The organism is Polynucleobacter sp. 39-46-10 (assembly GCF_002282275.1).
Window position 1 is genome coordinate 1 of record NZ_NCJB01000024.1, and the last position, 19,112, is coordinate 19,112.

Annotated in this window: 16 protein-coding genes and 1 pseudogene; 4 read left to right on the forward strand and 13 right to left on the reverse strand. The window is 45.4% G+C overall.

Annotated elements, in window-relative coordinates; genetic code table 11:
- Positions 1-142: 142 nt before the first annotated feature.
- The 3 genes from B7X71_RS03990 to B7X71_RS04000 form a co-directional block, all read right to left on the reverse strand.
- The gene (locus B7X71_RS03990) at positions 143-751 is read right to left on the reverse strand and encodes a glutathione S-transferase (RefSeq protein ID WP_293599580.1); all 609 of its coding nucleotides are present in this window, start codon (positions 749-751) and stop codon (positions 143-145) included.
- A 115-nt stretch (positions 752-866) separates the two neighbouring features.
- On the reverse strand, positions 867-1,211 hold the full coding sequence (locus B7X71_RS03995; RefSeq protein ID WP_293599581.1) for a hypothetical protein: 345 nt from the start codon (positions 1,209-1,211) through the stop codon (positions 867-869).
- 25 nt (positions 1,212-1,236) lie between these two features.
- Positions 1,237-1,464 (reverse strand): hypothetical protein, encoded by a 228-nt coding sequence (locus B7X71_RS04000; protein WP_293599582.1) that lies wholly within the window; start codon positions 1,462-1,464, stop codon positions 1,237-1,239.
- Between the two features lie 624 nt (positions 1,465-2,088).
- Between B7X71_RS04000 and ahpC the strand changes: the two genes are divergently transcribed.
- Both ahpC and ahpF read left to right on the forward strand, forming a co-directional pair.
- Positions 2,089-2,652: an alkyl hydroperoxide reductase subunit C gene (ahpC, locus tag B7X71_RS04005; RefSeq protein ID WP_215377148.1), complete on the forward strand. Its 564-nt coding sequence runs from the start codon at positions 2,089-2,091 to the stop codon at positions 2,650-2,652.
- Between the two features lie 120 nt (positions 2,653-2,772).
- Positions 2,773-4,317 carry an alkyl hydroperoxide reductase subunit F gene (gene ahpF, locus B7X71_RS04010; protein WP_293597808.1) on the forward strand — a complete coding sequence of 515 codons (1,545 nt, stop codon included), beginning with the start codon at positions 2,773-2,775 and terminating at the stop codon, positions 4,315-4,317.
- Positions 4,318-4,397: 80 nt separating this feature from the next.
- Here the strand turns inward: ahpF and B7X71_RS04015 are convergent, their stop codons facing one another.
- A complete protein-coding gene (locus B7X71_RS04015) occupies positions 4,398-7,307 on the reverse strand; it encodes an FAD-binding and (Fe-S)-binding domain-containing protein (RefSeq protein WP_293597809.1) in 2,910 nt (969 codons plus the stop codon).
- 166 nt (positions 7,308-7,473) lie between these two features.
- Here B7X71_RS04015 and B7X71_RS04020 point away from each other — a divergent pair, with 166 nt between their 5' ends.
- The gene (locus tag B7X71_RS04020) at positions 7,474-8,193 is read left to right on the forward strand and encodes a haloacid dehalogenase type II (protein ID WP_293597810.1); all 720 of its coding nucleotides are present in this window, start codon (positions 7,474-7,476) and stop codon (positions 8,191-8,193) included.
- On the opposite strand, the gene B7X71_RS04025 is transcribed toward B7X71_RS04020, so the two are convergent.
- The 7 genes and pseudogenes from B7X71_RS04025 to B7X71_RS04055 form a co-directional block, all read right to left on the reverse strand.
- Positions 8,190-8,588 carry a VOC family protein gene (locus B7X71_RS04025; RefSeq protein WP_293597811.1) on the reverse strand — a complete coding sequence of 133 codons (399 nt, stop codon included), beginning with the start codon at positions 8,586-8,588 and terminating at the stop codon, positions 8,190-8,192. The two genes, B7X71_RS04020 and B7X71_RS04025, sit on opposite strands and share 4 nt — an antisense overlap.
- Positions 8,589-8,662: 74 nt before the next feature.
- Complete coding sequence (locus tag B7X71_RS04030; protein ID WP_293597812.1) at positions 8,663-8,986, reverse strand: P-II family nitrogen regulator; 324 nt, start codon at positions 8,984-8,986, stop codon at positions 8,663-8,665.
- Positions 8,983-12,078: a CusA/CzcA family heavy metal efflux RND transporter gene (locus B7X71_RS04035; RefSeq protein ID WP_293597813.1), complete on the reverse strand. Its 3,096-nt coding sequence runs from the start codon at positions 12,076-12,078 to the stop codon at positions 8,983-8,985. The genes B7X71_RS04030 and B7X71_RS04035 overlap by 4 nt, the downstream gene beginning before the upstream one ends.
- Before the next feature lie 5 nt (positions 12,079-12,083).
- A complete protein-coding gene (locus B7X71_RS04040) occupies positions 12,084-13,430 on the reverse strand; it encodes an efflux RND transporter periplasmic adaptor subunit (RefSeq protein ID WP_293597814.1) in 1,347 nt (448 codons plus the stop codon).
- Positions 13,430-14,692, reverse strand: coding sequence for a TolC family protein (locus B7X71_RS04045; protein ID WP_293600224.1), 1,263 nt, complete (start codon positions 14,690-14,692; stop codon positions 13,430-13,432). The genes B7X71_RS04040 and B7X71_RS04045 overlap by 1 nt, the downstream gene beginning before the upstream one ends.
- 382 nt (positions 14,693-15,074) lie before the next feature.
- Positions 15,075-15,626 carry a universal stress protein gene (locus B7X71_RS04050; RefSeq protein WP_363926669.1) on the reverse strand — a complete coding sequence of 184 codons (552 nt, stop codon included), beginning with the start codon at positions 15,624-15,626 and terminating at the stop codon, positions 15,075-15,077.
- Positions 15,627-15,677: 51 nt separating this feature from the next.
- Positions 15,678-16,340, reverse strand: a pseudogene (locus B7X71_RS04055) (TerC family protein); the annotation flags it as partial.
- Positions 16,341-16,464: 124 nt separating this feature from the next.
- Here B7X71_RS04055 and B7X71_RS04060 point away from each other — a divergent pair.
- Positions 16,465-17,337, forward strand: coding sequence for a LysR family transcriptional regulator (locus B7X71_RS04060; protein WP_363926668.1), 873 nt, complete (start codon positions 16,465-16,467; stop codon positions 17,335-17,337).
- Between the two features lie 48 nt (positions 17,338-17,385).
- On the opposite strand, the gene B7X71_RS04065 is transcribed toward B7X71_RS04060, so the two are convergent.
- Together B7X71_RS04065 and B7X71_RS04070 are read right to left on the reverse strand one after the other, a co-directional pair.
- The gene (locus B7X71_RS04065) at positions 17,386-17,952 is read right to left on the reverse strand and encodes a phasin family protein (RefSeq protein WP_293597130.1); all 567 of its coding nucleotides are present in this window, start codon (positions 17,950-17,952) and stop codon (positions 17,386-17,388) included.
- 145 nt (positions 17,953-18,097) lie between these two features.
- A complete protein-coding gene (locus B7X71_RS04070; protein WP_293597131.1) occupies positions 18,098-18,916 on the reverse strand; it encodes a peptidyl-prolyl cis-trans isomerase in 819 nt (272 codons plus the stop codon).
- Between the last annotated feature and the right edge of the window lie 196 nt (positions 18,917-19,112).

Here is a 19,112-nt window from a genome sequence, read left to right on the forward strand (position 1 = left end):
CTCTTGAACTACCTTTAGCTTGAACTGCTTACTGTACTTGCTCATAAAACAAAACCCCCTTGGTTGGACATAAGGTCCAACTTTTGGGGGTCAGTTCACTCGGGTGGCTTTTTACATTTCCTCACACCAGCTTTGCAAGATATCAATCAGTCCAAGTTGGATGCTTATCCATCACCGAATGAAATAAATCCGACTCAAGATGTTGATTGAGCCATTTCTTGAGGGAGTTAAATGGCAACTCTTCAAATTGTTGAGGATTGACTGCAGCAAACTGCCTGATAAACGGAAAGATGGCGACATCTACCCAGGATATTTTGTTACCCAGTAAGAACGGGTTAGCTTGGAGGAGCGTCTCCATCGGGTGGAGCATGAGATCAATAGCATCATTCAACACATCATTTTGATGCAGATCCGGAAATCGATTTGGGTACTTATATTGATCCAATAGAACCTTGAATGGGCCATCATTTTTTTTAATCCATTCTTGGGACGCATCCTCATCGACGTCTATCCAGCCATCTGGGTCGGACTTCTCTAGAGCCCAACGCATAATATCCACACTTTGATCCAAGACCAGTCCATCAGCGCATAAGACTGGAACCGTTCCCTTGGGTGATACAAGCAACATGGATTTCGGCTTGTTTCTGAAATCAATTTCCCTTTGCTCAACCTCAATGCCAGCGTATTTCAATCCCATACGAGCCCGCATTGCATAAGGACATCTTCGGTAAGAGTACAAAATTGGAATCATTTAATCTCGCAGTATTCCGGAGAGAATACCAAAGGAAATTGACTCACGCTAACTTGGAATGATATTGCCCCATCAGTCTCACAACAGGCGTGGCAATTGGCCGAACTAGAACGAATTATTGTCCTTGTACCGCTTTCGACATGCACCCAGATAGAGCGCCAAAGATTTGATGAGCCTGTTTTGTTGGTATCACTCTTTTTTTACGCCCATCATCTTGGGAGACAAGCTGGATATAGCCAATTGAGAGTAGGTTTTTCAGGCGCCCATGAAGGGTTGCTTGGGAACCTATTAGGTGCAACTTTAGTAGGTCACCAACCAAAATAGATTGGCCAGCATGGTCATCCAGCATGATCCTATTGAGCAAATGTTTTTCGATTGAATCCAAACTCCGGATTTTACTTTTCGAGTTCAGTACTTCAACCAACTTTAGAAACCGAATGTACACATTAGGTTTATTCATCACTTCATGCTACTCCCTTAATTTGCTATTTAAATAACTTAGCAATATTGTCGTGCGCCCAAGACATTAAATCTTGATTTTCATCTTTCTTCAGCTCCGCCATAAGGCTAGGACTCAAGGTAATAGCCCCATCTTCATTTGATGAAAATGGAATGTTTTCGTATGGATAGCGCTTATCGGCCCCATGCAAGTCGTGGACTATATCCAACAACTTAATGGCACGCTCAGAATGAAGATCATCAGATGAACTCATATACACCACTCCTTATGATTAATTTGACTTGATATCTATCAGACTAAGAAAGGTGGGGCAATCAGTCTGTACGCTATCGAACATATATTTCCATTCCAGCGCTAAATGTTTTAAATAACCAGCCCTGAAACGCGATGCCAAAAATAACTGTACCCACCAAATAGCAACCGCCCTCAGGTGGTGGTTTGGACCATAAAGGCAATACTTACATTTTCAGGTCATGCCAAACACTGTTCAGAGCATTATCAACATTGAACCCATGCAGCTTGATCTAGCAAACTCCTTAACTTTGCCTTTAACTTCTATGATGTGACCTTTATTTTGAGCTTTGCCCATGCTGAACACCCTGTAAAGGTTTAGATAGCAGAACTTTTAACTGCTAGTCCCTGTTAACTATAAAAAGAATTCTGAATACCCTCTTAGGCGCATATCGCTCTTCACGGAAGTGAGGTTTGGAACGATTTTTACTAGAAAAACGGCCTATTTTTTACTTATCTAGGCATCAACTATTGATCTAATAAATAGATCATTAATATCTAAATTATTCATTATGCAAATAAATAATTAGTCTCTAGAATGGTCTCTGTTGTGAATCAACTATTTTATTTTTTACAGGAGAACCCTATGTCTTTAATCAACACACCAGTAATCCCATTTAAAACCCAAGCTTTCCACAATGGTAAGTTTGTTACTGTTTCCGATGAGTCCCTCAAAGGCAAATGGTCTGTATTGATTTTCATGCCAGCAGCTTTCACATTCAACTGCCCAACAGAAATTGAAGATGCAGCTGATAACTATGCTGAGTTCCAAAAGATGGGTGCAGAGGTTTACATCATCACTACTGATACTCATTTCTCACATAAAGTGTGGCACGAGACTTCACCTGCAGTAGGTAAAGCAAAGTTCCCATTGGTTGGCGATCCAACACACACATTGACACGTGGTTTTGATGTACATATTGATGAAGAAGGCCTTGCACTGCGCGGCACATTCATCATCAATCCAGAAGGCGTTATCAAAACAGCTGAAATCCACTCAAACGAAATCGCTCGCGATATCTCTGAGACATTACGCAAGCTCAAGGCTGCTCAATACACAGCCGCTCACCCAGGTGAAGTTTGCCCAGCTAAGTGGAAAGAAGGCGCAGCAACATTGACTCCATCTTTAGACCTTGTAGGCAAGATCTAAGCATCAAAGTTAGCTTCAATTAGTAGTCAATAGACTCTCTTCGGAGAGTCTATTGGGCAGGATGAGTGGTAGGAGCCCTGCCCAATAGACTCATCAAGATTAAATACTCAGGAACACATCATGCTAGATACCAACATCAAGGCCCAACTCAAGACCTATTTTGAAAAAATTGAGAGCCCTATCGTTTTAGAGGCTACTTTAGACGACAGCGCTCAGTCAGCTCAGATGCTGGAGCTGTTAAACGAGGTTGCCGAGCAATCCTCCAAGATCACAGTAAAGACTGCCGGTAGCAGCAAAAATATTCCTAGCTTCACCGTAAGCAAAGTGGATGACGTTGCTCGCATCGCTTTCTCAGGCCTACCAATGGGCCATGAGATGACCTCCTTCATCTTGGCTATTTTGCAAACTAGCGGTTATCCACCTAAAGTGGAGCAAGATGTAATCGAAAGCATTAAGGGCCTGGAAGGTAAGAAGCGCTTTCAGACTTTCATTTCATTGTCATGCCATAACTGCCCTGACGTTGTGCAGGCCTTGAACCTCATGGCTGCGTTGAACCCAAACATTGAACATGAAATGATCGATGGCGCCCTCTTTCAGGGCTTGGTAGATCAATACCAGATCATGGCTGTGCCGACAGTCATTCTGAATGGTGAAGTGTTTGGCCAAGGCCGTATGAGCGTTGAAGAAATTGCTGCCAAGCTCGATACCAATTCTTCAGCACGCGATGCAGAAAAATTGAACGCTAAAGATGCCTATGATTCTTTAATTATTGGCGGTGGTCCAGCAGGCGCTTCGGCAGCGATCTACTCTGCTCGTAAAGGTATCAGAACTGGTGTGGTAGCTCAGAAATTTGGCGGTCAGGTTGCCGATACCGTTGGTATTGAAAACTTCATCTCTGTTAAGGAAACTGAAGGTCCAAAATTAGTAATGGCTCTTGAGCAACACGTCAAAGAATACGAAGTTGATTTAATGAATCTACAGACTGCCAAAAGCCTCAGTAAGACTGGTGATGAAATTGCAATCACTCTAGAAAATGGCGCTGTTTTGAAAAGTAAAACCGTTATTTTGAGCACTGGTGCACGCTGGCGCGAAATGAATGTACCAGGCGAGCAAGAGTACCGTGGTAAAGGTGTGGCTTACTGCCCGCACTGCGATGGCCCTCTGTACAAAGGCAAGCGCGTAGCGGTGATTGGCGGAGGAAACTCTGGAGTTGAGGCTGCAATTGATTTGGCAGGAATTGTGAACCACGTTACTTTGGTTGAATTCGATACCAAACTCCGTGCCGATGCTGTCCTACAAAAGAAATTAAACAGTATGCCTAACGTCACCATCATTACCAATGCGTTGAGTAAGGAAGTTTTGGGAGCAGATGGCAAGGTAACCACCTTGCGATATGAAGATAGAGCTAATAATCAGATGCATGACATTGCACTTGAGGGCATCTTTGTTCAAATTGGCTTGCTACCCAATACTGACTGGCTCAAGGGCGTGATTGATTTATCCCCTCGCGGCGAAGTGATCATTGATCAGAAGGGTGAGACATCCATGCCAGGTGTATTTGCTGCCGGTGACTGCACTACCGTGCCTTACAAGCAAATCATCATTGCAATGGGTGAAGGCGCTAAAGCATCACTCTCTGCTTTTGATTACTTGATTCGATCATAAGATCCAAAAGTAGTCTTTGGATACAAAAAAACCCCGATCTCTCGGGGCTTTTTCTTTTCCAGCCAGAAGGGGATTATGTATTACACCCTCTCCACTTGGGCTTGGTGCGCCATCTGCAGCAACTCCGCCAAATGCTTTACCTTGCGTCCAGTCTCTTGCTCAATCTGCTCTCTGCAGCTAAAGCCATTGGTGAGAATGATGGTTTCTTGATCAGCAGACCGGACGGCGGGTAGCAATACCAACTCGCCCACCGCTTTGGATATCTCGACGTGTTCTGGATTAAATCCAAATGAACCCGCCATGCCACAGCAACCACTATCAATGTAATCCGCCTTAGCACCCAAGGCAGCTAATAAGGCTACATCACCTTTAGTGCCAAACAAAGATTTTTGGTGACAATGTGAATGCACCAGGATATTGCGATCTAAGGGTGGCGGTGTGTAGCCCTGCTCGTGCAAAAAATCTCCCAGCAAATACGTACTAGATGCCAAGCGTTTCGCCCTTGGATCGTTCGGGAAAAACTTTAATAACTCATCTTTAAATACCGACATACAGCCTGGCTCAAGACCCACAACCGCTATCGGTGCATCTGGGTTTGCTTGAATTTCACTGCCGATTGCATCCAAAATCTTCTCGAGCTTTTGCTTGGCAAGATCCAGGTAACCAAAGTCGTACAAAGGACGACCGCAGCATAGCGGCGTCTTTGGTAATGTTGCCTCAAAGCCAGCATGCGCTAGCACCTCAACCGCCGCATTGGCAACTTCAGGATGAAAATGCTCACAGAAAGTATCTACCCAGAGGATCACCTTCTTATGGCCAACACTGGCAACCTTGGATTGCTGAAATTGCTTTCTAAAGGATTGGCTTGCAAACTTAGGTAGGCTGCGCTCTTGCGCTACGCCACCAACCCATTTAGCAAGACTAGAAATTACTGGTGTTTGCATGACCCCGTTAACGAGCCAAGAGAACTTGCTGGCTAGGGGAGCCCAATCACCGATGCGACCCATTGTCAGCGCCTGACGAGGCCGGCTATTGGTCTCGTGATAGTGGGATAAGAACTCCGCCTTATAGGATGCCATATCCACGTGAGCAGGACAATCGCTCTTGCAGCCTTTACAGGATAGGCAAGTATCAAGAGCTTCCTTAAGCTCCTTACTTTCCCAGCCATCCTTAATCACTTCGCCCTGGAGCATCTCCCAGAAGAGACGTGAGCGTCCACGGGTAGAGAAGCGCTCTTCTTTAGTAGCGCGATAGCTTGGACACATGGTGCCGACTTTTTCACTACGGCACTTACCCATACCAACACAACGCTCCACTGCTCTCTGAAATCCATTGCCCTCTTGGCTCAAGAAATTGAGGCGCGTCTTCATATTGACGACTTTGTACTCTGGGCCCATGCGCAGGTTTTCATCTACGCGATAAGGGTGAACTACTTTTCCTGGATTGAGTTTGTTTTGTGGATCCCAGATGCGCTTGAACTCATGCATTGCACCCATCAACTCTTCACCGAACATAATCGGGAGGAATTCTGCCCTGGCCTGACCATCGCCATGCTCACCTGTGAGTGAGCCGCCAAACTCTACAACCAAGGTTGCAGCATCACGAATAAAAGATCTGAATTTGGCAACACCTTCTGCAGAACGCAAGTTAAAGGTGATGCGCGCATGAATACATCCATCACCAAAGTGTCCGTAGAGTGAAGTTTGGTAATCATACGAATCTACTAGCTTCTGGAAAGCCCGTAGGTACTCGCCCAAACGTGCTGGATCGACTGCGGCATCTTCCCAGCCCACTACGGGATCAGGGGAATTTGGATCAATTGATAGGTGGGTCGCAGATGCTCCATTCTCCCGAATAGACCAAATCCTTTTTTGCACTAAGGGATCAGGCTCAAGCCAAGTCGATGGCTGAGGACCTTTTGTTCTTGTCTTGAAATACTCCTGGGCTTTTTCGGCCTGAGCTATTGCACCCTCTACAGTATCGTCACCAAACTCAACAACTACCCAGGCATTGCCGGGAGGAAGTAAATCAATTTCCGCTTTTGCTAAATTACGTTGCTGCAAGCCGCGAATGATTTTGTAATCTAAGCCCTCAATTGCAATGGGATTAAAGGACTGATATTCAGGTACAGCATCGCCTGCCAAATAAATATCATCAAAGCCCAATACCAACACTACGCGCTTGGCAGGACTTTTCACTAATCGGACTTTCGCAGCCAAAGTGAGAGCACAGGTACCTTCAGTACCCACTAAAGCACGGGCGACGTTAAAACCGTTCTCCGGTAACAGCTGATCTAAGTTGTAACCAGAAACACGACGCTTAATGTTCGGAAAGCGTGCTCGAATCAAATCAGCATAGCGATCACGCAAGTTCAGCAAGTCTTGATAGATCTGACCTTGACGTCCACCAGCAGCAATGATGTCTTGCAACTCTTGATCGGAGGTTGGCCCAACCCAAAAGCGCTCGCCATCATAGGTCAGAATTTCTAAAGCCTCGGTATTTTCGAGTGTCTTACCCGCCATAACTGAGTGGGCGCCACAAGAGTTATTGGCAACCATGCCACCCAAAGTGCAACGGCTGTGTGTAGAAGGGTCTGGCGCAAAAGTTAAACCATGCAGCTCAGCAGCATCACGCAAGGAATCACAAATTACCCCTGGCTCAACAGTTGCGTTGCCAGCAGTTGGATCCAAAGCCAGAATATGGTTGCAATACTTCGAAATATCGAACACCACAGCGTTATTCACTGTTTGACCATTCATGGAGGTGCCAGCGCCACGCATCAAGACCGGGGCCTTATTGCGATGACAGATCTCAATGCCTTTTACAAATTCTTCGGTATTTCTAGGGGTAACAACCCCGATCGGAATTTGGCGGTAATTGGAGGCTTCTGAGGCGTAAACGGCCTGATGGGCTGTATCAAAATGAACAGAGCTTCCAAGAGCTGCTGTTAGCTCAACATTCAGTTTTTCCCACTGAGAAATACCGCCCATGATTATGTCCCTTATTCGTTCTAATGCCCCTTTTGGGTCTCTGCCATTCTAGCAATTCTTTGCAATGTATGACTTGTATGACCTCATATCAAACGTGAGCCCCAGGCGAAATAATCAAGCCGAATAATGTCCAGCAAAAAGTTTCAAGCTAATGAATAATCTACCCATGAATACAAAACCAAAGGTTCTCGCATTCGATGTATTTGGCACAGTAGTTGACTGGCATGGCTCCATAGCCGCTGAGGTCGCTCGCCTAGGGCTCCAAGCAGATCCTGACGCTTTCGCTACAGCCTGGAGACAAGGCTACAGGCCGGCCATGGCTCGGGTACGCTCCGGAGATCTGCCATGGACCAAGATTGATGATCTCCATCGCATGATCCTAGATGACGTTCTGAAAACCTTCCAAATCAATTCCTTATCTGAGGCGCAAATACAGGACCTCAACCTCGTATGGCATCGACTCAATCCTTGGGCAGAAGCTGTTGAAGGTCTACATCAGCTCAAGAGTCAATTCACAATTGTGACCCTCTCTAATGGCAATATGGGTTTACTGGCTAATATGGCTAAAAATGCAGGTTTGCCTTGGGATCTCATTCTTTCGGCAGAGGTTTTCCGCCACTACAAACCAGACCCCGAAACTTACTTGGGGGTAGCAGAGACCTTTAATCTTTCTGCTGAACAAGTCATGCTAGTTGCAGCACACAAGGATGATCTCGAAGCTGCCCACGCCTGCGGATTGCAAACTGCCTTTATTGAGCGTCCATCGGAGTTTGGTAAAAATCATTTACGAAATGATCTGTATGTAGAGCAATTTACTAATTACCATGCGAAAGACTTTCTGGATCTTGCACGCCAGTTAAGCGCACCAGATCCAGTTCAACTCTAGACGTATTCAGCAACCTCTACGAGGTTATTGTCTGGGTCACGTAAGTAGACCGAGCGAATTGGACCAAGAGCGCCTCGCCTAGGTACAGGGCCGACATCAATGGCAACGCCCTGCTTCTGAAGATGCGCTATAAAGTCATCCAATGGAATTGCTGAAATCAGACAAAAGTCTCCCGAACCAATCGTGGGGACTTTAGCTTTTGTAGGCGTTTCTGTGTCTTTATCTTGAAGGTTGATTTTTAATTGCCCAAAGCGCAATGAATAACGCGGCTGACCTTCTGGTCCAGTAAAAAACTCTCGCTCGAAACCCAAAGCTTTTTCATACCACTGTGTAGTGAGCTCAATATCCGTCACGGTCAAAACAATGTGGTCAATGCGGTCGATAATATTCTTCACAACAATCTCCAAGATAATTGGTAATGTTTTAGTACATCACTCAAATCATCATACCGAAGAATTTAGAGGTCTATCTAGGTCGATGTCTTAGAGATAAAGAAAGCCTTAGGAACCTCGGTGCACCAAACTACACCGTCCCCCACTTGACCTGTTTGGCAAATAGTCACGATACGGTCCATAAAGATCTCTGCAACCTCATCATTACAAACAATTTCAATCTTCACTTTTGCCGAGTAATCTGTGAGCTCGTCTTTGATATTGAATTTAGCGGTTCGATTAGGCGCGCTACAGCCCTCAACCTTGGTCACTGTCATACCTGGAAATCCTGGGGTTTCCAGCAAGGCTGTTCTCAGAGCGGCTAATTTATTTGGGCGAATGACCGCCTTCACTTCAATCATGCTTCCACCTCTTTATCTTCAAACCATCTATACAAGACGGGGAGTACTAGCAATGTTAATGCGGTTGAGGTAATTAGCCCTGAAATTACCACTGCGGCTAGCGGACGCGTCACCTCGGAGCCCGGACCGCCAGAGAAGAGCATCGGCACCAAAGCCAGCATAGCAACTGAAGCAGTCATCATGACCGGCCTAAATCGATGTCCACAACCATGTAAGAGCGCATCTTCCATGGAATAGCCATCTTCACGCAATTGCTTAATGAATGAAATCAATACTACGCCATTGAGTACCGCAATACCCCAGAGATTAATAAAGCCAACCGCAGCTGGTACCGACAAATACTCTCCAGTTATAAATAGGCCAAATACACCACCAATCGAAGCAAAAGGTAAAACCAAAATAATCAATCCAGCCAAGCGCAATGACTTGAAGAGCATGAAGAGCAAGAAATAAATCGCCAGAATTGTTAATGGGATGATGATCATCAAACGCGCCATCGCACGTTGCATATTTTCAAACTGACCGCCCCACTGCAATGTATAGCCCTGCGGAAGCTCCACCTGTTTCGCAATCAACTCTTGCGCTTCTTTGACAAAGCCACCGAGATCTCGCCCATCAACGTTCACACCCACCACTAAACGTCGCTTGCCAGACTCTCGAGAGATCTGTGCCGGCCCATCGATAAGAGAAATATCGGCTAGATCACGCAACAACACCTGAGCGCCGTCTGGAGAATGCAAAATAATATTACTGATTGCATCTACGTTATCTCGGTAAGGAGCTGGATAACGCAACAGCAATGGGAATCTTCTCTCTCCCTCATAAACAGTGCTAGCTTGTTTACCGCCAATAGCGGTTTCAATCACATCATTCACATCAGAAACATTAATGCCATAGCGAGCGATAGCATCGCGATTAATAGTAATGTTCAGATAATTTTGTCCAGAGGCCTGCTCAATACGTAAGTCGTTGCTACCCTTCATTTTGGTCAAAATCTGACTAATCTGACCGCCTAACTTTTGCAGAATAACCAGATCATCACCAAAAATCTTGATGGCCACCTGGGAGCGGACGCCGGAAACCATTTCATCTACGCGTGCTGCAATTGGCTGTGAAATAGAGAGCTCAATACCCGGCAAAGTTTTTAATTTGTCACGAATCTGCTGGGCAATTTCTTCCTGGCTAAATTTGCGATCGCCAATAGGCTTCAGAGTGACGATCGGATCAGATTCATTTGGTTGACCAGGATCCGCAGGTGACTCACCCTTACCCAAGCGAGACACCGCCATCTTCACATCCGGGATAGTCATAATGCGTTTGATCGCCTCAAACTCCAGCTTGATTGATTCATCTAGAGAGATATTTGGAGCGCGCACGATCACTGGAGTAATGGAGCCCTCTTGCATCACTGGAATAAAGGCTTTTCCAAGCAAAGCAAATCCAATAATGCTGGCAACCAATCCTATCAAAGATCTTTTGACAACCAACTTTGGATTGGCAAGGCACCAATGAAGCCAGCGGTCATATGGAGCACGTAAACGAGCCACAATTTTTGTATCGTCCTCACTACCACCCTTCAAAATGTAAGAACAGAGAACTGGTGACAGGGTAAATGAAAGGATGAGTGAAATAGTCAGTGCAATGGCAATCGTAATCGCCATGGGGGCAAACATTTTTCCTTCCATGCCCTCTAAAGACAGAAGTGGCATGAAAACCAAAATAATGATGCCAACGCCAAACAGTACTGGAGTGCCAACCTCAGTAGCAGCCTCCAAAATAATACGAATCTTTGACTCACCGGTTTTCAGTCTCTCACCCATCTTGGCAAAGGTGTTCTCCACCACCACAACCGAGCCGTCCACCATGATTCCAATCGCAATAGCAAGGCCACCAAGTGACATGAGATTGGCAGAGATACCATAACGGTTCATCACCAAGAAGGTTAACAGCGGCGTCAGAATTAAGGTCGCAACCACAATGAGAGAGGAGCGGACGTCACCCAAGAATAGAAACAAAAGGATCACTACAAGAATGACGCCTTCAATTAATACTTTAGCCACGTTAAACATCGCAGCATTTACTAGATCCGTACGGTCATAGAAGGGAACGATTTGGAGACCATCCGGCAATAACTTACCCTCGTTAATCTCAGCTACTTTGAGCTTGATGCGATTGACCACTTCACGCGCATTACCGCCACGAATCATTTGAATAATGCCGGCTACACTTTCGGTATAGCCATTCTTGATGGCGGCACCCTGTCGAATTTCACTACCGATGGTGACTTCAGCCACATTCTTGACGTAGACCGGGATACCCTTTACTTCCTTGAGAATAATTTTTCCGATATCTTCAGGTTTGGTAACCAAACCCACGCCACGAATGAGATAGCGCTCCGCATAACTCGGTAGCTGTCCGCCCCCGGAGTTCGCATTGTTTCTAGCTAGGGCTTCATAAATATCACGAAGATCCACTTGATAGTGGCGCAATCTTTCTGGATTGACTAAGACCTGGTACTGGCGCGCGTAACCGCCCTGCGTGTTGATCTCAGCAACGCCTGCAATAGAGCGCAACATCGGACGCACAATCCAATCTTGAATCGTTCGACGCTCCTCAAGTTCCTCGACCGTCAACTGTCTATCCCCATCCGAAGGGTGATCGATTGTGTATTGATAGATTTCACCTAAACCAGTTGATGGAGGCGCCATGACGGGAGTGATACCCACCGGCATAGCAGAAGCTACCTCAATCAAACGCTCGGTAACCAGCTGCCTCGCAAAATAGAGGTCAGTCTTTTCTGTGAACACCAAAGTAATGACTGATAGGCCATTGCGATTGAGTGAGCGCATTTCAATTAAACCGGGCAAGCCCGTCATTCCCAACTCAATTGGGACCGTTACGAATCGCTCAACCTCTTCCGGGGACCTACCTGGTGCCTCTGCTGCAATTTGGATTTGGACGTTAGTCACATCCGGAAATGCATCCACTGAAAGACGCTTGGTTGCCAGCAATCCTGCAACGAATAGCACCAACGCAATGATGACAACCAATAAACGCTGCTGCAGCGAGAGACGAACAATTTTTTCAATCATGGTGATTAGCCGCCGCTCAACTGTCGCTTGCGTTCAGTATTCAGATGAAAGGCGCCATTGATAGCGATTTCCTGACCATCTTTCAAGCCAGAGATCACGGGACGATAACCCTTTCCCTCTGGTCCCAATTTCACGGTGACCATGCGATAAGTTTCATCATCTTCACGAATAAAGACATGATCACTATTGTCTTCGCGAATAACTGCGCTGGATGGCACCAATAATCTTTCGGTAGGCTGACTTTCAATCATCATGGTGGCTAACATTCCAGGCTTAATAAGACCATCTTTGTTGGGCACCTCCATTCTGACAACTACCGTACGAGTTTGTGGATTCACGATGGAATCTACGTGAGCAACGATGCCCTCAATCTCGGCGTTTCTGAGAGAAGGAATGATTAAGGTAATTTTTTGACCCTTATGAATCAAATAAGAATTGCTCTCTGGGATTTCTGAGACGGCCCATAGTGAGCCCAGGTCAGCAACAGTAAACAGGGCATCAGCAGGCTGAACCACCTGTCCTTTATTGATCTTGCGCTCAACAATCTCACCAGGAATCGTTGCAATAACATTATTAGTTGACTCAATCACACCCGATTTTGCTAAGCGATCAATACTAGGTTGATCCATTCCTTGAACACGTAACTGGTCATTAGCCGCCCGATACTCTGCCTTTGCGCTACTGGCTTCTGCTTCGCGCTTTTGTAATTCTGCTAAAGCAATCACGTCTTCTTTAAACAAAATTCTGGCACGGTTATCTGCTTGGTCAGCTAGCTGACTTGCACTCTTCGCCTTTAAAAAAGATAGTTGGGATTGCGTCAATTCTGTAGAGGTAATTTTTGCCAGAATGTCACCCTGCTTCACAATCTGACCCGGGATTGCCAAGATATCAGAAACACGACCTGTCACGTTTGCACCAATACGAGAAAGGAATAATTCATTGAAATCAATACGTCCAGATGCACGTAGCTCTTCCACAAAAGATCCTGTATAAATTCGTCCATCCGTAATCATGTTGCGCAAATCATTATTCACTATCACTACGTTAGGATCTTGTACAGATTTGATGCTCGGACTGCGATCAAATACGTTGAAATAATTTAGGATGATCAGAAAAAGACAGAACCAAGGGAAGTAAAAAAGCCCTTTTTGCATCCACTGAGGACTCTTATCGTATTGCCCAGCCACACGAGGCAAATGAGTAGTAAACCACTCGTGGGTCAGCATATAAAAATCATGCTGTCCTTTAATCACGATGGCCACCCACTCTTGCACATAGACTTTTGCAATCGCCAAATAGTGAGAGTACAAACTCTTTAATTTATCCTTCATTTCCGTGAACTCTTGATTCATTACTTTCCACTCTCAATTTTTGCAATCCACTCTGGAGTTGCCCTCAAACGTTGAATCTCAGTAACGACAGAGGCCAAATCAAAGCGAGCCTTGATTAAGTCATTACGAGCCACTCTAAATGTTCTTTGCGCATCCAAATACTCGAGCATTCCCCGCTCTCCGTAGCGATAAGAGACCTCTGCAATTCGTCGCGCACTTGATGCTAGCTGAACCACTTCTTGATCTAGTACCTTCACCTGATAACTAGTCATCTGATAAAGCTTGTAAGCTGTCTCTAATTGCTGCTCCAAGCTTTGGCTTTGGGCATTAAGTTGGTTCTTGGCTTTAGACGCATTGGCTTCCGCCTCAGCTATCTGACCACCCTTGAAGTCCCAAATAGGAATACTCACAACCAAACCATAAAGGCGGTCAGTAAAGTTGGGGTCGTTATATTGCTGAGCCTTAATAGATAGTTTTGGTAAGCGGGAGTTTTGCTCAAAGCTCAATTTGGATTCAGTTGCTTCCACCTCTGCTTTTGCCCTCTGCAACTCAGGGCTTTGGGCATGCAACTCACTCAGCAAGATGGGCAAAGCAGGCAAGGATTCGATCTTGACGGGTTGTGCAATCACCTCGAAGTCAGCAGGTAAGTTATGCCCAACGACCTGCCTAAGCTGACCTTTAGCCTGCTCCACCCTAAGCTTGCTAGATTCAGTATTGATTTGCGCATTGAGAAATTCGGTTTGCGCGCGAATCAATTCAAATCGAGCGGTCTCGCCAACGTCATAACGAATTTGCATGCGATCCCGAATTTGCTTTGTTAAACCCGAATCCTCTTCGGCAGCTTTTAATTCTGCCTCACGACGCATCAACTCATAAAAGCGTTGCTGCACTCTAGAAATCATTTCAATTTCAAAGGCGATACGAGTAGCCTCTGCAGCGCGCACATTGGCCTCTGCTGCATTTACCCTTGGATAGCGGGTGTAAGGCATGTCTAGAGGCTGCGTTACCGACCATGAAGAAACATTGCCCGTACTTAATCCGCTGGTCACATTCTTCTGCTGTCCTGTATTGACTTCAAAATCAGGATTTGGGATAGCCCGGGCTGTAGAAAGTTGCCCCCTGACCGCCCTGGATTGATCGCGAGCAGCCAAGACTTGAGGGCTCGACTCCAGCGCAATACTAATAAGCTCATTGATCGTGAGTGGCTTTTGACTTTGCGCACTGACTCCGCCCACGAACAGGATGCAGCCAGCAAGTATTGACAAAGACTTTAAGTGATTCATTTCGTCAATTTTAGAGAATAAATAAGATCTTTCATTATCCCGCTCAGCAAAGGCAAAAATACGAGAAATTCCCCAAATAAGGGATCTCAGCACGGTTTTGAGGGGGTAAATCAGGGCTTGGAGCTGCAAATTCAAAAGATAACCATTTATAAAAATTTAAATGGTCTTGCCTTGATATTGATTCACCCCTATACCGGACCCAAAGGTCGAACTGTCGGCATAGGAGACTCGGTTGACCGAGCAGGCTACTCCCCATATGTACAGACCTAATTAGATCATACTTATGACAAATATATTGAGTTGATAGTGAATTACCCATTAGTAGATTCATTTCAAAAAAAATGCCCTCAAAAGAGGGCAAAAAAGCACTACTAGATTAAAGTTAATCGATAACTACAGCCATCAAGGCGGTTGCTGCACCAGCGCCCAGGGCCGGAATCCCCCAACGTTCAAGGGCGGGTAATGAGCTACCCGTTACCACCTCAACAGGAATATCACTAATCTCTAGTAACTTGGCGGTAGTAGAGTTCTCAAACAATCTGCTCAAAGAGTTTTTCTTTGAAGTACCAATCACAATGCGATCGCATTCAAGTCGAATAGCTTCATCACGAATGGCATTACCTTTGTCACCGCATGCGTAAGTAAATGAAAAGTTCAGGCCTTGCTTCTCTAGATAGCTAGATGCGGATACTGCAGCCTGACTTGCACGCTCAGCATGCCACTCATCAATATTTTGCTTACTTAAGAATTTACTAATATGGCGATATAAGATCGGCTGCACATTGCACAGATGAAAATGTGCATTTGGATCTTTTCCATAAGTCCTTACAGCATGCTTTACTGCCATATCTGAATTTTTTGAACCATCCACAGGAATTAAAATTTTATTCATTTTGTTTTCTCCAAAATTAGGGGACTGCTCTTGTAACACCATACTTGCAGACTCCGGAACTACAACCGAAGGAGCAATCACACCTTCAAGCGCACGTCTACTTCTAATAAAGCCACTAGTTAACACACCCAATACAACTACCACTTGAATTACGTATTCCAGAGCCGGGCTTTGAGATGCAAGCCACTCTTGTGAGATAGGCTCAGAGATCATCATCTTTGCAGCCGTCCATGCCAGCACACCAGCACCCAAATAAGTTACCGAAGGGAAACGCTCAACCAGTTTTAGTATTTGTGTAGATCCCCAAATAACTACTGGGATGCTAATTAACAAGCCAAGCACAACCAGAACGTAGCTACCGTGTGATGCACCTGCCACAGCAAGTACGTTATCCAAACCCATAATGGCATCGGCAATCACAATGGTTTTCATTGCACCCCAAAATGTCGTGGAAGCATGACCATGCTCATCACCCTCTTGCACGGGATTGAGGAGTCGGTAAGCGATCCAAACCAGCAGCAGTCCGCCTACCAACATCAATCCAGGAATCTTGAGTAAATAGACTACCAATAGGGTCATGGCGCTGCGAACCACAATAGCGCCTACAGCACCCCAAATGATTGCTTTTTTCTGCAGATGTGCCGGCAAGTTTCTAGCAGCCATCGCAATAACAATGGCGTTGTCACCCGCTAGCACCAAGTCAATCACAATAATCGCCAGTAATGCCGAGAAAAATTCAGGGCTAAATAGTTCCACTTTTGTCTCCTAAAAAATCACCCATGAATTCCATGGATTTCTATGGAGTTAATTTAAGCTTATTTGCTATTAGGTAAAAGCAGATATATATTGATAATAATTTCGTAAAAAACTGATAATTAAAATGGTCTACAGCTACCGTCACCTTTACTATTTCTGGGTAGTTGCCAAGGAAGGCAGCATGTCCAAGGCAGCTGAGCGTCTTAATATCGCTATTCAGACCATTAGTGCTCAAGTACATGAATTGGAAAAATCGCTTGGATACCTGCTATTCAAGCCGGCTGGCAGGGGAATTGCCCTTACGGAATCTGGATTTGCCGCTCTAGAGATTGCTGATCAAATCTTCTTATTGGGCGAGCGACTACCTGAAGCCGTAAGAGAGGCGGCAAGCACTAAGAAAATAAAAATCACGGTTGGTGTATCCGACGGTCTACCAAAGCTAGTCACAAAACAGCTTCTAGAACCCATTCTCGAAAAAAATGATGTGCAACTGATTGCGCATGAGGGTGAATTTGAGGATCTTTTAGCAGACCTAGCCTTACATAGACTGGACATTGTCCTCGCCGATAGACCCGCCCCAGCCAACAAAAATCTTCACGTCTATAGTCAAGAAATAATTAAGTCACCCATTGCCTGGTTTGGCCCCAAAAAAGTACTGAAGCTATCCAAGAAGGCCTTTCCTGCATGTCTTGGCGATCTACCAGTTCTACTGCCAACCACCCACTCTAAGGTTCGTCACCTAATAGATCAGTGGTTTATTCAAAACGGAATCAACCCCAATATTGCAGGCGAGTTTGAGGATAGCGCCCTATTAAAAACGTTTGCAGCTAGCGGTCTCGGAGTATTTCCAGCAGGGGAGATCATCAAAAAGGATTTAAAGGAAACCTATCACATGGATATGATGGGCAAATGCAAAGATATTCATGAATATTTTTATGCCATTCGCCCAGACAAGAAAATCCAACATCCCCTAGTAGAGGCCATCATTAGAGGATAGGACCCTTGCAAGGAACCCGTAAACCAAAGGCTCCCAACCAAGACATGCCTATTTAGATTTTTTTCTTGATTCTGAGTTTGTAGATTTTTGGGTACCAGAAAACCGGCTCATATTTTCAACGTTCTTCTCAAAGCTCACAAATGAGTCTGCCATTGCAGCACGTATCAACTCAAAATTCTGCAACGCATTGTTGAAGGAAGCTTTAAATACAGAGGTGTAAGGCTCAGTTCCAGCTGGAGCGTTTTGCGTAGCTTCATTCACAAAATGAATTAAATCATGCTGCGATTCTTTAATCATGGCTTCTGCAATTTTTGCTAACTCCTTGTTGCCACTTGCTAAAGCTTGAAAAAGTTGCGCTTGATACTCGGCAACCTCTTTTGCGGCATCTTGCAACACTTCAGCATGCACATAATCAAACGCCGCTTTAGGGTCTTGCGTTTTCATGAGCTCTGCTACTTTAGCCTGCAACCGCGAAGAAAGCTCTTGAGCAGCTCGCTGGTTTAGCTGGGCGATCTCTTGGGCACTAGTCAGGGCAGCTTGGCCTGCTGCTTGTGCAGCCTTCATACCCTTAGCTTGATTTGCCATTGCACCTAAATCAAATGGATTACTGCTCATTTGCGCCCCCTTATTTAATCAGTGATTTTTCAATCTACTCCTGAATGCAGGCTATTGAGATAGAGAAATACCACTAGAGGCGAGCAGGAATGCAAAAGAGCGCCCTCAGGCGCCCTTTTTTGATCTCAACCTAGCCTAGATTGACTTAGCGTACGACGATATTGGCGCCCTGGCGCAATTGGGATAAGAACTCAAACTGCTTCTTCTGCATCAAGCCATTACGAATGGCTGCCTTAGCCTGCTCATATGTTGGAGGCTTGCCAGATTTTTTATCTTCCAATTTAATTAAATACCAGCCCTGGGGCATCTGAATCGGCGCCGGAGAAACCTGGCCCTTAGATAGAGTGACCAATACGCTAGCGATCTGCGGTAGAGTCTGCCCAGCTTGCACCCAACCTACAGCACCGCCCTGAACCTTATTTGGCGCGAGCGAAACACTCTTAGCCACTTTATCGAAAGACTCATCTTTTTTGATTCTGGCTAGAGCGGCTTGTGCATCAGCCTCAGTGGCAACGGCAATATCACTTACTTTGTATTCCACAATCATGCCCTGCGATCCCAAAGAAGTAATTTCACGGTTGTACTCGGCCTGGACATCCGCATCGCTCACTGGATTTTTTGACATATAAGTAGACAACTCAAGATCTGCTAAATAATTTTGGCGAATCAGAGCTAGCTGACTATTAGCCCGATCAGAATTTGCAAGCCCATCTTTATCTGCTTGCTGCGATAAGAGAGCAATTTCAATCATTTTTCCTAAAACTGCTTTGCGAAGCTCTGGAGAATCCTTTTGACCTTGAGACAATGCTGCCTGAATGCCTTGCTCAACAGCATCATTCGAAATGATGACACCATTAACAGAAGCGGCGGCATTGACTGGGAGTGCATCCTGAGCATATGAAGAGCCTGCAAAGCCGATTGCCAGCAAGGCACTAGCAAGAAAACGAATGGTATGGGATTTCATGAATAACTCTTTTCTAAAATGTAGAAGCAATATTAACAGTTAGCAGTCACTAAAAGGCGAAGGTTGCAGGAATTGGTTTAAAGGGTGCGGCTGATTCAGAGCCCTGCGCTTCGGCCTGCTCCTCGCCATCAGGATTTTTGATATAGCGAGAATCAAAAGGCGCATTCGGCTTCTGACTTACAGGCGGCCGCTCTAA

Bases quoted from the DNA above. Each gene is read 5' to 3' on its own strand.
- B7X71_RS04020 (WP_293597810.1), top strand. From the start codon at position 7,474: ATGAATACAAAACCAAAGGTTCTCGCATTCGATGTATTTGGCACAGTA.
- B7X71_RS04050 (WP_363926669.1), bottom strand. From the start codon at position 15,626: ATGGTGTTACAAGAGCAGTCCCCTAATTTTGGAGAAAACAAAATGAAT.
- ahpC (WP_215377148.1), top strand. From the start codon at position 2,089: ATGTCTTTAATCAACACACCAGTAATCCCATTTAAAACCCAAGCTTTC.
- B7X71_RS04030 (WP_293597812.1), bottom strand. From the start codon at position 8,986: ATGATTGAAGTGAAGGCGGTCATTCGCCCAAATAAATTAGCCGCTCTG.
- B7X71_RS04035 (WP_293597813.1), bottom strand. From the start codon at position 12,078: ATGATTGAAAAAATTGTTCGTCTCTCGCTGCAGCAGCGTTTATTGGTT.
- B7X71_RS03990 (WP_293599580.1), bottom strand. From the start codon at position 751: ATGATTCCAATTTTGTACTCTTACCGAAGATGTCCTTATGCAATGCGG.
- B7X71_RS03995 (WP_293599581.1), bottom strand. From the start codon at position 1,211: ATGAATAAACCTAATGTGTACATTCGGTTTCTAAAGTTGGTTGAAGTA.
- B7X71_RS04060 (WP_363926668.1), top strand. From the start codon at position 16,465: ATGGTCTACAGCTACCGTCACCTTTACTATTTCTGGGTAGTTGCCAAG.
- ahpF (WP_293597808.1), top strand. From the start codon at position 2,773: ATGCTAGATACCAACATCAAGGCCCAACTCAAGACCTATTTTGAAAAA.
- B7X71_RS04040 (WP_293597814.1), bottom strand. From the start codon at position 13,430: ATGAATCAAGAGTTCACGGAAATGAAGGATAAATTAAAGAGTTTGTAC.
- B7X71_RS04000 (WP_293599582.1), bottom strand. From the start codon at position 1,464: ATGAGTTCATCTGATGATCTTCATTCTGAGCGTGCCATTAAGTTGTTG.
- B7X71_RS04070 (WP_293597131.1), bottom strand. From the start codon at position 18,916: ATGAAATCCCATACCATTCGTTTTCTTGCTAGTGCCTTGCTGGCAATC.
- B7X71_RS04045 (WP_293600224.1), bottom strand. From the start codon at position 14,692: ATGAATCACTTAAAGTCTTTGTCAATACTTGCTGGCTGCATCCTGTTC.
- B7X71_RS04015 (WP_293597809.1), bottom strand. From the start codon at position 7,307: ATGGGCGGTATTTCTCAGTGGGAAAAACTGAATGTTGAGCTAACAGCA.
- B7X71_RS04065 (WP_293597130.1), bottom strand. From the start codon at position 17,952: ATGAGCAGTAATCCATTTGATTTAGGTGCAATGGCAAATCAAGCTAAG.